Genomic DNA, 12,559 nt, shown 5'->3' with positions numbered 1-12,559 from the left:
GGGTCCCGCGCGGCACCGCGGGTGGCTGGCGTCGCGACCCGCGCTCCCCGGGCGGTCGCCCGTCCGGGGAGCGCGGGGAGCCCCGCCGCCCGGGGGCGCCTCAGCCATGCAGCCAGCGGTGGATGCACTGCAACAGGTCGGCGGCGTCGACCGGCTTCGTGACGTAGTCGCTGGCGCCGGAGGAGATGCTCTTCTCCCGGTCGCCGTGCATCGCCTTCGCGGTCACCGCGATGATCGGCAGGTCGGCGTAGCGGGGCATGGCGCGGATCGCCGCCGTCGCGGCGTAGCCGTCCATCTCCGGCATCATCACGTCCATCAGCACGAGGTCGATGTCGTCGTGGCGCATCAGCGTCTCGATGCCCTGCCGGCCGTTCTCCGCGTAGACCACGTCGAGTCCGTGCAGCTCCAGGATGTTGGTCAGCGCGAAGACGTTGCGCGCGTCGTCGTCCACCACCAGCACCTTGCGGCCGGCCAGGTCGTCCGGCAGGGCGTCGACGGCGGACCGGACGTCGGGCACCACCGGCGCGAACGGCAGCACCCGCTCCGGGGTCACCGCCGTGAGGTGCAGGGCGATCCGTTCGCGCAGGTCGTCCAGGCTGCGCAGGACCTCCAGCGGCCGCTCGTGGGCCAGCGCCTGCAACAGGGCCTGCGCGCCGGACGGCAACGGGTGGCCGTGGTACGCCAGCACGGGCACCCCGCGCAGCGCGGGGTCGTCGTGCAGCGCCTTCAACAGGGCCGTGCCGCCCTCGTCGGGCAGGTCGAGCTGGAGCACCAGAACGTGGTGCCGCCCACCGGCGAGCGCCTCCAGCGCCGAGGCCACGTCCACCGCGGTGGAGATCTCCACCGGCGGGTGCGCGTCGCCCAGGTCCGCCGCGACGCCCTGGGCGAGCAGCGTCAGCAGCCCCTTGTCGTGGCGCTCCAGCACCAGCATCCGCCGGACCTCGCCGGGCTGGAGGGTCACGGCCGGCGGCAGCGTGGCCGGCGGCACCCAGGGCAGCGTGCCGGCACGACCGGAGGCCGGGAACGGGCCGGTCGGGCGGTCCTCCGTGGCCGCCCCGTCGCCGGCACCGGCGGGCACCGGCCCGACGGGCAGGTAGAGGGTGAACGTGCTGCCCTGGCCGAGCACGCTGTGCGCCCGGATCCGGCCGCCGAGCAGGTGGGCGATCTCCCGGCTGATGGACAGCCCGAGGCCCGTGCCCCCGTACCGTCGGCTGGTCGTGCCGTCGGCCTGCTGGAAGGCGTCGAAGATGGCGGTCAGGTGCTGCTCGGCGATGCCGATGCCGGTGTCGATCACCCGGAACGCGAGGACGGTGTCCGTCTGGGCGAGCCCTTCGGGCAGCTCTCCCGGCGCGGCCCGCTCGATCCGCAGCCGCACCCGCCCCTTCTCGGTGAACTTGACCGCGTTGGAGACCAGGTTGCGCAGCACCTGCCGCAGCCGCTGCTCGTCGGTGTGCAGCTCCGTCGGCACGCCCGGCCCGGTGCTGATCTCCAGCTCCAGGCCCCGGGGGGTGGTCAGCGGACGGAAGGTGGCGTCGACGTAGTCGCGCAGCGCGGCCAGCTCGAAGGTCTCCGGGTTGATGTCCATCTTCCCGGCCTCCACCTTGGACAGGTCGAGGATGTCGTTGATGAGCTGGAGCAGGTCGGTGCCGGCCGAGTGGATGACCGTCGCGTACTCCACCTGCTTGGCGGTCAGGTTGCGGTTCGGGTTCTGCGCGAGCAGCTGGGCGAGGATGAGCAGCGAGTTCAGCGGCGTACGCAGCTCGTGGCTCATGTTGGCGAGGAACTCGGACTTGTACTTGGAGGCCAGCGCGAGCTGCTGGGCGCGGGCCTCCAGCTCCTGCCGGGCCTGCTCGATCTCGGAGTTCTTCGTCTCGATGTCGTGGTTCTGCCGGGCCAGCAGGGCCGCCTTGTCCTCCAGTTCGGCGTTGGAGCGCTGGAGTTCCTCGGAGCGGGCCTGCAACTCCTCCGAACGGGCCCGCAACTCCGCGGCGAGGCGCTGCGACTCGGTGAGCAGCACGTCGGTGCGGGCGTTGGCGACGATGGTGTTGACGTTGACGCCGATGGTCTCGGTCAGCTGGTCGAGGAAGTCGCGCTGCACCTCCGTGAAGCGACTCATGCTGGCCAGCTCGATGACGCCGAGCACCTGGTCCTCGAAGAGGATCGGCAGCACCACCAGGTGCAGCGGGGCGGCGGCGCCGAGGCTGGAGGAGACGGTGACGTAGTCGGCCGGCACGGCGTCCACCACGATGGCCCGCTTGCTCACCGCGGCCTGCCCGACGAGGGACTCGCCGAGGGCGTAGCGGCGGCCGGAGGTGTCGTGCCCGTACCCGCCGACCACCCGCAGGCCCGTCCCGCCCGGGCCGTCGTCGACCAGCAGGAACGTGCCGAGCTGCGCGGAGACCAGCGGGGCCAGCTCGTTCATCACCAGGCCGGCGACCACGTCCAGGTCGCGGTGGCCCTGCATCAGCCCGGCGATGCGGGCCAGGTTGGTCTTGAGCCAGTCCTGTTCCTGGTTGGTCCGGGTGGTCTCGCGCAGCGACTCCACCATCGAGTTGATGTTGTCCTTCAGCTCGCCGACCTCGCCCGGGGCGTCCACGGTGATGGAGCGGGTCAGGTCGCCGGTGGCCACGGCGCTGGTCACCTCGGCGATGGCGCGCACCTGGCGGGTGAGGTTCCCGGCCAGCTCGTTGACGTTCTCGGTGAGCCGCTTCCAGGTGCCGGAGACGCCCTCGACCTCGGCCTGGCCGCCGAGGCGGCCCTCGCTGCCGACCTCCCGGGCCACCCGGGTCACCTCGGCCGCGAACGACGACAGCTGGTCCACCATCGTGTTGATGGTGGTCTTCAGCTCCAGGATCTCGCCGCGCGCGTCGACGTCGATCTTCTTGGTCAGGTCGCCCTGGGCCACCGCGGTGGTGACCTGGGCGATGTTGCGCACCTGGCCGGTGAGGTTGTTCGCCATCGAGTTGACGTTGTCGGTGAGGTCCTTCCAGGTCCCGGCCACGTTGGGCACCCGCGCCTGGCCGCCCAGGCGCCCCTCGGTGCCGACCTCCCGGGCCACCCGCGTCACCTCGTCGGCGAAGGCGCCGAGCGTGCCGACCATCGTGTTGATGGTCTGGGCGAGCACGGCCACCTCGCCCTTGGCCTCCACGGTGATCTGCCGGCTCAGGTCACCCTGGGCGACGGCGGTGGCGACCAGCGCGATCGAGCGCACCTGGTTGGTGAGGTTGTTGGCCATCTCGTTGACGTTGTCGGTGAGGTCCTTCCAGGTCCCGCCGACGTTGGACACCCGCGCCTGGCCGCCCAGGCGCCCCTCGGTGCCCACCTCCCGGGCCACCCGCGTCACCTCGTCGGCGAACGCGGAGAGCTGGTCGACCATCGTGTTGATGGTCTCCTTCAGCGCCAGGATCTCGCCGCGCGCGTCGACCCGGATCTTCTGGGTCAGGTCGCCCTTCGCCACGGCGGTGGTCACCTCGGCGATGCTGCGCACCTGGGCGGTGAGGTTGTCCGCCATGACGTTGACCGACTCGGTGAGGTCCTTCCAGGTGCCGGAGACGCCCTTGACGTCCGCCTGGCCGCCGAGGCGGCCCTCGGTGCCCACCTCCCGGGCCACCCGGGTCACCTCGTCGGCGAACGACGACAGCTGGTCCACCATCGTGTTGATGGTGTTCTTCAGCTCCAGGATCTCGCCGTGCGCGGTGACGGTGATCTTCTGCGACAGGTCGCCCCGGGCCACCGCCGTGGCCACCTGCGCGATGCTGCGCACCTGGTCGGTGAGGTTGACCGCCATCGAGTTCACCGAGTCCGTGAGGTCACGCCAGGTGCCGGCGACGCCGCTGACCTGGGCCTGACCGCCGAGCCGCCCGTCGGTGCCGACTTCGCGGGCCACCCGGGTCACCTCGTCGGCGAACGACGACAGCTGGTCCACCATCGTGTTGATGGTGCTCTTGAGCTCCAGGATCTCGCCCCGGGCGTCGACGGTGATCTTCTGCGACAGGTCGCCCCGGGCCACCGCGGTGGTGACCTGGGCGATGTTGCGGACCTGGCTGGTCAGGTTGCCGGCCATGAAGTTCACCGAGTCGGTGAGGTCGCGCCAGGTGCCGGCCACCCCGGGCACCTCGGCCTGGCCGCCGAGGCGGCCCTCGCTGCCGACCTCCCGGGCCACCCGGGTCACCTCGTCGGCGAACGACGACAGCTGGTCCACCATCGTGTTGATCGTGATCTTCAGCTCCAGGATCTCACCGCGCACGTCGACGGTGATCTTCTGCGACAGGTCGCCCCGGGCCACCGCCGTGGCCACCTCGGCGATGTCGCGGACCTGGTCGGTCAGGTTGCCCGCCATGGCGTTGACCGAGTCGGTGAGGTCCTTCCAGGTGCCCGACACGCCGGGCACCTCGGCCTGCCCGCCGAGCTGTCCCTCCGTGCCCACCTCCCGGGCCACCCGGGTCACCTCGGAGGTGAACAGCGACAGCTGGTCCACCATGCCGTTGAAGACCGTGGCGATCTCCCCGAGCAGGCCGTCGGCGTCCTCCGGCAACCGGGTGCCGAAGTCGCCGTCCCGCACCGCCGTGAGGCCGGCCAGCAACTGCCGGAGCCCCGGGTCGGCCATCGCCGCGGTGCCACCGGCCGTCTGGTTGCGCCGCGACGCCGTCTTCTCGACCACCACAACCACCTCGCGGAACAGCCGGGGGCCCGCCCGCCGGCACAACATGGACCGCGCAAGTATGCACAGCCCGGCCGCCGCCCGCGCGTCCGCCGCCGCCCCGCGACGCCCGCCGCGCCACGGTGACCAGCACGGTTACCGAGGGCTCGGCGCGGGTAGAGGCGACGCTCGAACCGGTCCCACCGCGACGGGGGACTCGCCGGGGCAGTCCTCGACGCCGGCCCGACGAGCGGGTCCGGTGTGGAGGGTGCCCCACCGGAAAGGGGTGCGGACGGTGCGGCAGTGGTGGCGGGGCGCGGGCAAACGGATCCGGCGCGACGGCATGACGGTGGTCGAGTTGACCCTCGCCGCGACCGTGGCCTGGATCCTCGCCGCCCGGGTGATCGGTCACCCGGACCCGTTCTTCGCCCCCACGGCCGCGCTGGTCGTCCTGGGCGAGGGGCGGGGGCGGCGGGTCCGGCAGACGGTGGAGATCCTGCTCGGGGTCGCGGCCGGCGTGCTCGTCGCCGAGCTGCTGGTGTACGCGCTCGGCCCGGGCACCGGCACCGTTCTCCTGGTCCTGCTGCTGACCACCGGCCTGATGGTGGCTATCGGGGCGCGCACCACCCTCGTGGTGCAGGCGGCGGTCTCCGCCATGTACCTGGTGGCGGTCGCCGCGCCCAGCGGCACGCTGATGCCGTTCCGGTTCGTCGACGCGCTGATCGGCGGCGCGGTCGCGTTGGCCGCGAGCCAGCTCCTGGTGGCCCGCGACCCGCTCGCCCCGCTGGTGAGGGAGGCCCGGCAGAGCTTCGCCGACCTGGCCGAGGTCCTCGACGAGCTCGACGACGCGCTCGCCCGGTGCGACGAGACCGCCGCGCGGGCCGCGCTGGAGCGGGCCCGGCAGTTGGACGACTGCGTGGACCGGCTGCGGACGGCGGTCCGGGCCACCGGGGAGACGCTGCGGTTCCGGTTCCGCCGGCGGCGGCACGTCGGGCAGGTGCGGGAGGTGGAGGCGACCACCCGGCAGCTGGACTACGCCGTCCGCAACGTCCGGGTGCTGGCCCGCGCCGGGGTGACGCTGACCCGGCTGCGCACCGGCACGCCGCCGGAGCTGGGCGACGCGGTCCCCGCCCTGGCCGCCGCCGTACGCGCTGCGGGCGAGGCGGTGGCGACCGACCTGACCGGCGAGGACGCCGACCGCCACGCGGCGCGGGCCGACGAGGCGGCCATGACGGCGGTACGGGTCGCCGGCCGGCTGCTCGCCTCCGATCCGGCGCTGCCCGTCACGATGATCGTCGGTCAGATCCGGGCGACCGCCATCGACCTGCTGCGCGGGGTCGGCCAGGACGACGTCGCCGTGCTGGACCGGGTGGACCGGGCGCTCGGGGTGGTGCCCGCGCAGCCCGCGTCGCGACGCTCGGGCTGCGCGTAGCCGGCCGGCACGACGTCGCCGAGCTGGCGGGCCCGCGCCGGGCGGGCCGCCGTCGGGGCGTCCGCACGACGGGTCGCCCCGTCAGCGGGGTGCCACGAGTCCGGCGTAGTCGTCGGCGGTGAGGGGTCGCTGGGACAGCTGCCCGTCGGCGCGCGGCACCCCCAGCGGGGCCCCGCCCCGGAAGAAGGCCACGGTGTCGACGTCGGAGCGGGCGGTCAGGGTGCAGACGATCTGCCCGAAGGCGAGGACCTCGTCGCTGCGGCCCGTCTCGTCGCCGGCCCCGCCGAGGTCCACGTCGACCTCGTTGCCGCGCGGCCGGGCGGCGGCGACCGGCACGGCCCCGGGCAGGGCCGTCGTGAGGCCGCTCTCGCGTTCGGCGGTGGTCGGGCCAACCAGCAGGTGCTGGAGCTGGGCGTCGACGGTGGGCGTGCCGTCGACCCGACGCTCGACGCGGACCAGCCGGTCGTCCCGTACGAAGCAGAGGGTCTCCGTCGTCCGCCCCGCCGTCAGGGTGGGGGTCGGCGTCGCGACGACCGCCCCCGGCGAGGGAAACGGCCCGGGTGGGGGCGCCACGGCGCGCGGGGTGTCCTCGGTCGGGACGCCGCACCCGCCGAGCAGCCCGAGGACGACGAGGGCGGCGCCGACGGCACGCCACCGGCCCGGCCGCCGCGCCCGCCGGCGGGACGCGCGCGGCGGGCTCGCGGGCGCACGACCGCTCCCGGCGGGCGGCGGGGACGCGGGCGTGCGGGTCACGGCGGGCGGCGCGGGCACCGGCGCGGGCGTGCGGGTCACGGCAGTGCCCCGGGCAGCTCGACGCGGAAGCGGGCGCCCCCGCCGGGGCGGTCGCCCACGCTTGCCCGCCCTCGGTGCGCGGCGGCGTGCTCCGCGACGATGGCCAGCCCGAGCCCGGTGCCGTCGCCGTCGCCACGCGAGTGCGCGGCCCGGCCACGGACGAAGCGGTCGAAGATGGTGTCCCGGTCCCCGGCGGGCACGCCCGGGCCCTCGTCGTCGACCTCGACGATCCCCGTTCCGTCCCGCTGCGACAGCCGCACGGCCACCGGCCCGCCGCCGTGGCGCAGCGCGTTGTCGACCAGGTTGGCCAGGATCTGCTCGACCCGGCGCTCGTCGACCAGCCAGGTGGCGGCGACGTCCCGGCCGGCCCGCACGAGCGTGTCCGGCAGCCCGCGTGCCTGGCAGGCGCGGCGGGCCAGCGCCGCCACGTCGACCGGCGCCCGGTCGACGGGCTGGTCGCTGCGGGCGAGCTGGATGAGGTCGTCGACCAGTTGCTCGAACCGGGTGATCTCGTCGGCCACCAGCGCGGCGGCGGTGGCGGTGCGGTCGTCGAGGTGTGCCCGACGCCGGGCCAGGACGCTGGCCGCAGCCGACAGGGTCTGCAACGGCGAGCGCAGCTCGTGGCTGACGTCGGCGGCGAAGCGGCGGTCCCGCTCGATGCGCCGGGAGAGCTGGTCGACCATGTGGTTGAAGGACGTGGAGAGCCGGGTGAGATCAGGGTCGGTGGTCGCCGCGAGCCGGGCGGAGAAGTTGCCCGCCGCGATCTCCTGCGCGGCGTCGGCCACCGCCGTCAGCGGCCGCAGGCTGTGTCGGGTGGCGTACCAGCCCAGGGCGGCGCCGGACCCGGCGACGACGATGGCCACGGCGGTCAGCGCGAGCGCCAGGACCCGCAGGGTCTGGTCCAGCTCGCGCAGCGACGTCAGCTCGTAGTAGCTGGTGGACGGCGCCAGCGGCAGGCCGACGAGCAGGGTGGGCTGGCCGTTGACCCGCACCCGCTGCACGGCCGGTTCCCCGGCGTGGACGAGCTGTTGCAGGTCGACCGGGATGGCGGCGGTCAGGCCGGCGTCGGCCGTGCGGGCGTACCAGTCGTCGCCGCGGTGCAGCAGCGGCCGGCGGAGGCCGCCGGTGTCGAGGGACCGCAGCACCTCCACCACCACGTCGGGGTCCTCCGTGTCCAGGCCGGTACGCACCACGGCCGCGTCGAAGTACGCCGCCCGCACGGCGGTGCGCTCCCGCTCGTCCAGCAGGGAGCGCCTGGTCAGCTCGTAGGAGACCAGCGCCATCGAGGCGGAGAGCAGCAACGCGCCGACCGCGAAACCGGCGGACACCCGGGCCCGCAGTCCGAGGCGTCTCACCGGGTCAGCTTGTAGCCGAGGCCGCGCAGGGTGACCAGGTGCCGGGGGTTGCCCGGATCCTGCTCGATCTTCTGCCGCAGCCGACCCACGTGCACGTCGACGAGCCGCTCGTCGCCGGTGTCGTAGCCCCAGACCCGTTGCAGCAGCTGCTGGCGCGACAGCACCCGACCGGCGTGCTCGGCCAGCTCGCAGAGCAGCCGGAACTCGGTGCGGGTGACCGGCACCGGCCGGCCGGTCAGGCGCACCTCCCCGGCGTCCGGGCTGATCTCCAGTTGCCCGAACGTGAGCACCGGCACCGGGTCGGGCGCCGCCCGGGCCCGGCGCCGCAGGGCGCGCAGCCGCGCCGACAGTTCCTTGATCGCCACGGGCTTGACCACGTAGTCGTCGGCCCCGGCCTCCAGCGCCGCGACGATGTCGTGGGTGTCGTCGCGGGCGCTGACCACCACGATCGGCACGTCGTCGTCGCGGCGCAGCCGCCGGATGCACTCGAAGCCGTCCAGGCCCGGCAGCATCAGGTCGACCAGCACGGTGTCGGCCGGCTCCCGGCGCTGCGTCGACAGCCCCTCCTCGGCGGTGGCCACGCCCCGGACGCGGTAGCCCTCGTCCTCGAGCGCGAGCAGCAACGCCAGACGGATCCGGTCGTCGTCCTCGATCACCAGCACGTCCGTCATACCGGCATCATCCCCAAGGCGACGACGGCCGCCCAGCCGTGTCCGGCGTTCGACGGTTTTGTCACGCAACTGTCATACAACCGCGTGGCCCGCGCCACGGGCGGCACCGAGGGTGGTGGAGCGGACCCGAGGGCCGGCTGCCGTCGGCCGGCCGGTCCCGGAGGGGAGATCAGAATGACCGTCGCCGGTCTCTTCACCGCGCTCGCCGTCGGTCTCCTCGTCGCCGGGGTGGGCTGGCGGGTGACCCCGCGCCGCCGGGAGGTGCCGGCCTGGCTCGCCCTGGTGACGGGGATCGTCACCGCGCTGCTCGGCGTCATCCTGGCCCGCATCGTCGGCCTCGACACCGACCGCTCCGGGGCGTGGAGCATCGGCGTGCCGGCCGGCTCGGCCGTCCTCGGCGTCGCCCTCGTGGCGGCCACGGCCGGTCCCCGGCGCACCGCCGGCCCGCCGCGCGGGACGCGGCCGGACCTCGACCCCGCCCAGACGCCGCCGGTCGCGGGCCGACGCGTGGCCCGGCCCGACCTCCCGTGGAGGAAGACACCATGACCGTCGTACCGGACGAGCACCTGATGACGTTGATCTGCGACAGCTGCGGGGACACGACCACGGGCACCGCGTGCGTCCTGCCCGACGCCGAGGTCGTCTGGACCCTGGTGGCCGAACACGGCTGGAGCGGCTCCCCGTTCGCCACGGGCCCGCACCGCTGTCCCCGGTGCAGCCTGTCGGGTCTCGGCGTCGGGGGCGGCACCACCGCCCAGGGCGGGCAGCCGGGCGGCGGGGTGCTGGGCGTCGACCACCTCGACGACGTCGCGGTGGTCACGGCCGTCGGGGACATCGACGTCGACACCGCCGACGAGCTACGGGCCGCCCTGCGGCAGGCCGTCGACGTCTGCGGACACGTGGTGGTCGACCTGACCCGGGTCCACCTCATCGACGCCGGCGGGCTCGGGCTGCTCGTCCGAGCCCACCGCGACGCCCGGGAGCGCGGCGTGGTGCTCTGCCTGGCCGCTCCGTCCCGCTTCATCCGTACCGTGCTGCACACCATGCGGCTCGACGGGCTGTTCCCGGTCTTCGCGAGCCCGCAGGAGGCGCTCCGGCGGCTGTCCCCGGGCGGGGCCGGCGACGCCGCCGAGCTGGCGGCCGTCGCCGCCGGGCCGGATCCGCGCGGCCTCCCGCCGGCGGCGGTGGCCGACGCGATGTCCCGCTGACCCGACGCCGGGCCCGGGGCGTGTCCGGGGCCGCAGCCACCCGAGAGGAAGCCACACCATGCTCATCCCCTGGCCGTACCCGGACGAGGGCGGGTACCGTCCCGAGCCGCCGGGGCCCTCGCCCGACGACGAGGACGCCCGGCTGGCGGTGCTGGTCGCCCAGCGGTTGAGCAGCGACTGGACCACCCGCCGCCAGCAGATCGTGGTCACCGTGCAGAACCGCGTCGTCATCCTCGCGGGCGTCGTGGCCGGCCCGGAAGCCCGGCGGGTGGCCGGCGAGATCGCCTGGGACGTCGGGGGCGTCGGAGACGTCTGCAACGCCCTGCGGCTCGCCGGCTCCCGTCGCTGACCGCGCGCGAGGCGCGGGCGCAGGAGGGCGCGTCTCGCGGGACGGGTCAGACCGCGGGCTGGTCGACCGGGCAGGCGTACGCCGTGCGACCGCCCAGCGGCCACGCCCGCACTCCGGCGCCGCAGCGCCGGCAGGTCGGCCGCTTGTAGACCCACCGCTCGTCGGGCGCCGCCGGGTCGCTGACCACCTGGCCGGCGTCGCGGCCCAGCGCCAGGTGCCGGACGGCGAGCTCCCACAGGCGGCGGGCCGGCGCCGGCCCGACCGCCCGGGCGTCCGGGTCGAGGCCGGCGAGGAAGAGCAGCTCCGCCCGCCAGGCGTTGCCGAGGCCCGCCCACACCGCCTGGTCGAGCAGCGCCGCGCCGACCGCGCCCCGGGCGACGGCGAGCCGGCGCACGGCGTCCTCGCCGTCGGCGTCGGCGCGCAGCGGGTCCGGGCCCAGCGAGGCCCGCAGCGCGCGTTCCGCGTCGTCCGGGAGCGGTTCGCAGCGGAGGGGCGCGATCAGGTCGTACGCGACGCCGGCGCGGGCCAGGCGCAGCCGGACGCCCTTGCGGGGCGGGACGGCCGGACCGTCGTGGCGCAGGAAGAGCCCGCGCATGCCGAGGTGCACATGCAGGGCCGGCGCGTCGTCGACGTGGTAGAGCAGGTGCTTGCCGTACGCCTCCACCGCGCGCAGCCGCCGCCCGTCGTACGGGCCGACGTCCAGGCGACCCTGCGGGCTGGACACGGCGAGGACCCGCCCGGCGAGCGCGGCGTGCTGGTCGCGCGCGTACCGGTGGATGAGGTGGCCCTCGGGCATGCGTGCGGGTACCCGGGGACCGGGCGCGAAAACCGCGCCCCGGGGCGCGGGAACAACGGCGATCGGTCCACAGTTGTCCCCTTTCGTGACCGACGTTGTCCCGCACCCGCGGCTGTTCGACATCCGACGGATCTACCTGGAGCCGGAGGCCGCCGCCCTGCCCCGTGGACAAGCGGTGTTGGAGCGCTTCCCCGACGCGGAGCGCGTCGAGGTCGAGAGCCACTCCCGCATCCCGGAGCTGTACGGGGACGAGACGAACGTCGCCCGGTGGGTGCGGATCAAGACCGAGGCCCTGGTGCTGGGGGTCAAGAAGTCCCTCACCGCCCGTCCGAACGGCCGCTCGGCCGACTTCATCGCCCCCTCCACGGCGAACGGCTGCGCGATGGCCTGCGCCTACTGCTACGTGCCGCGCCGCAAGGGCTACAGCAACCCGGTGACGGTCTTCGCCAACATCGACCGGATCACCGGCTACCTGCGACGGCACGTGGGCCGGCAGGGAGTCAAGGGCGAGCCGAACCAGTGCGACCCGGCCGCCTGGGTGTACGACATCGGCGAGAACTCCGACTGCTCGCTGGACGCCCGGATCTCCGACAACGTACGGGACCTGGTGACGCTGTTCCGGGAGCTGCCCACCGCGAAGGCGACGTTCGCCACGAAGCACGTCAACCGCGACCTGCTCGACTGGGATCCCCGCGGCCGGACCCGCATCCGCTTCTCGCTGATGCCGGCCCGGGACGCGAAACTGCTCGACATCCGGACCTCCCCGGTCGCGGAGCGGCTGGCCGCCGTCGACGACTTCGTGGCGGCCGGCTACGAGGTGCACGTCAACTTCAGCCCGGTGGTGGTCCGTGACGGGTGGCTGGACGACTGGGCGGAGCTGCTCGACCAGCTCGACGACTCGCTCGGGCCCCGCGCCAAGGCGCAGCTCGCCGCCGAGGTCATCTTCCTGACCCACAACGACCGGCTGCACCAGGTGAACCTCGGCTGGCACCCGAAGGCCGAGGAGGTCCTCTGGCGGCCGGAGCTCCAGCAGCCGAAGCGGTCGCAGACCGGCGGCTGGAACGTGCGGTACCGCACCGGCCAGAAGGGCGCGTACGTGGCCGCGCTGACGGACCTGATCGCCGCGAGGGCGCCGTACTGCCGCGTCCGCTACGCGTTCTGAGCCGGCCCGTCTCCCGGCGTTATTCGGGTCCGTGACGCAGTTCAGGGCCACCCCGAAGGGTGGCCCTGAACTGAAAGATTGTCCGGCGGTGTCCTACTCTCCCACACCCTCCCGAGTGCAGTACCATCGGCGCTGGAGGGCTTAGCTTCCGGGTT

The 12,559-nt window shown here is 74.4% G+C and carries 10 protein-coding genes and 1 rRNA gene; 5 read left to right on the top strand and 6 right to left on the bottom strand.

Translation table 11 applies throughout. The features are described 5' to 3' along the window. Positions 1-100 precede the first annotated feature (100 nt). Complete coding sequence (locus tag ACSNN9_RS16210) at positions 101-4,606, bottom strand: HAMP domain-containing protein (RefSeq protein ID WP_436674075.1); 4,506 nt, start codon at positions 4,604-4,606, stop codon at positions 101-103. A 301-nt stretch (positions 4,607-4,907) separates the two neighbouring features. On the opposite strand from ACSNN9_RS16210, the gene ACSNN9_RS16205 reads away from it, so the two are divergent. Continuing rightward, positions 4,908-6,071 (top strand): FUSC family protein, encoded by a 1,164-nt coding sequence (locus ACSNN9_RS16205; RefSeq protein ID WP_436674040.1) that lies wholly within the window; start codon positions 4,908-4,910, stop codon positions 6,069-6,071. An 81-nt stretch (positions 6,072-6,152) separates the two neighbouring features. Here ACSNN9_RS16205 and ACSNN9_RS16200 read toward each other — a convergent pair whose 3' ends face one another. The 3 genes from ACSNN9_RS16200 to ACSNN9_RS16190 form a co-directional block, all read right to left on the bottom strand. Further along, positions 6,153-6,689, bottom strand: a complete 537-nt coding sequence (locus tag ACSNN9_RS16200) for a GerMN domain-containing protein (protein ID WP_436674073.1) — start codon at positions 6,687-6,689, stop codon at positions 6,153-6,155. A gap of 170 nt (positions 6,690-6,859) precedes the next feature. Continuing rightward, positions 6,860-8,218 (bottom strand): sensor histidine kinase, encoded by a 1,359-nt coding sequence (locus tag ACSNN9_RS16195; protein ID WP_436674039.1) that lies wholly within the window; start codon positions 8,216-8,218, stop codon positions 6,860-6,862. After that, positions 8,215-8,889, bottom strand: a complete 675-nt coding sequence (locus tag ACSNN9_RS16190; RefSeq protein WP_436674037.1) for a response regulator transcription factor — start codon at positions 8,887-8,889, stop codon at positions 8,215-8,217. The genes ACSNN9_RS16195 and ACSNN9_RS16190 overlap by 4 nt, the downstream gene beginning before the upstream one ends. Positions 8,890-9,063: 174 nt before the next feature. Here ACSNN9_RS16190 and ACSNN9_RS16185 point away from each other — a divergent pair, with 174 nt between their 5' ends. From ACSNN9_RS16185 to ACSNN9_RS16175, 3 genes are read left to right on the top strand one after another with little or no spacing between them, the layout of a single operon-like run. Further along, positions 9,064-9,435, top strand: a complete 372-nt coding sequence (locus ACSNN9_RS16185; RefSeq protein ID WP_436674036.1) for a GlsB/YeaQ/YmgE family stress response membrane protein — start codon at positions 9,064-9,066, stop codon at positions 9,433-9,435. Beyond that, entirely contained in the window at positions 9,432-10,097 is a 666-nt protein-coding gene (locus ACSNN9_RS16180) for an STAS domain-containing protein (protein ID WP_436674034.1), read from the top strand. Before ACSNN9_RS16185 ends, ACSNN9_RS16180 begins: the two co-directional genes overlap by 4 nt. A gap of 58 nt (positions 10,098-10,155) precedes the next feature. Next, positions 10,156-10,446 (top strand): BON domain-containing protein, encoded by a 291-nt coding sequence (locus tag ACSNN9_RS16175; protein WP_436674032.1) that lies wholly within the window; start codon positions 10,156-10,158, stop codon positions 10,444-10,446. A gap of 46 nt (positions 10,447-10,492) precedes the next feature. Here the strand turns inward: ACSNN9_RS16175 and ACSNN9_RS16170 are convergent, their stop codons facing one another. After that, the gene (locus tag ACSNN9_RS16170; protein WP_436674031.1) at positions 10,493-11,242 is read right to left on the bottom strand and encodes a DNA-formamidopyrimidine glycosylase family protein; all 750 of its coding nucleotides are present in this window, start codon (positions 11,240-11,242) and stop codon (positions 10,493-10,495) included. Positions 11,243-11,327: 85 nt separating this feature from the next. Between ACSNN9_RS16170 and ACSNN9_RS16165 the strand changes: the two genes are divergently transcribed. After that, positions 11,328-12,404, top strand: a complete 1,077-nt coding sequence (locus ACSNN9_RS16165) for a spore photoproduct lyase family protein (RefSeq protein WP_436674030.1) — start codon at positions 11,328-11,330, stop codon at positions 12,402-12,404. An 80-nt stretch (positions 12,405-12,484) separates the two neighbouring features. On the opposite strand, the gene rrf is transcribed toward ACSNN9_RS16165, so the two are convergent. Beyond that, positions 12,485-12,559 (bottom strand): 5S ribosomal RNA (gene rrf / locus ACSNN9_RS16160); the annotation flags it as partial.

Origin of the sequence: Micromonospora sp. URMC 107 (assembly GCF_051386315.1) — a bacterium.
GTDB lineage: Bacteria > Actinomycetota > Actinomycetes > Mycobacteriales > Micromonosporaceae > Micromonospora.
Note: the sequence above shows the minus strand (reverse complement) of the source record. Positions and strands in the feature narration are given on the sequence as shown.

Coding starts and splice junctions, on each gene's coding strand:
- ACSNN9_RS16180 (WP_436674034.1), top strand. CDS start 9,432: ATGACCGTCGTACCGGACGAGCACCTGATGACGTTGATCTGCGACAGC.
- ACSNN9_RS16170 (WP_436674031.1), bottom strand. CDS start 11,242: ATGCCCGAGGGCCACCTCATCCACCGGTACGCGCGCGACCAGCACGCC.
- ACSNN9_RS16210 (WP_436674075.1), bottom strand. CDS start 4,606: ATGGCCGACCCGGGGCTCCGGCAGTTGCTGGCCGGCCTCACGGCGGTG.
- ACSNN9_RS16185 (WP_436674036.1), top strand. CDS start 9,064: ATGACCGTCGCCGGTCTCTTCACCGCGCTCGCCGTCGGTCTCCTCGTC.
- ACSNN9_RS16175 (WP_436674032.1), top strand. CDS start 10,156: ATGCTCATCCCCTGGCCGTACCCGGACGAGGGCGGGTACCGTCCCGAG.
- ACSNN9_RS16190 (WP_436674037.1), bottom strand. CDS start 8,889: ATGACGGACGTGCTGGTGATCGAGGACGACGACCGGATCCGTCTGGCG.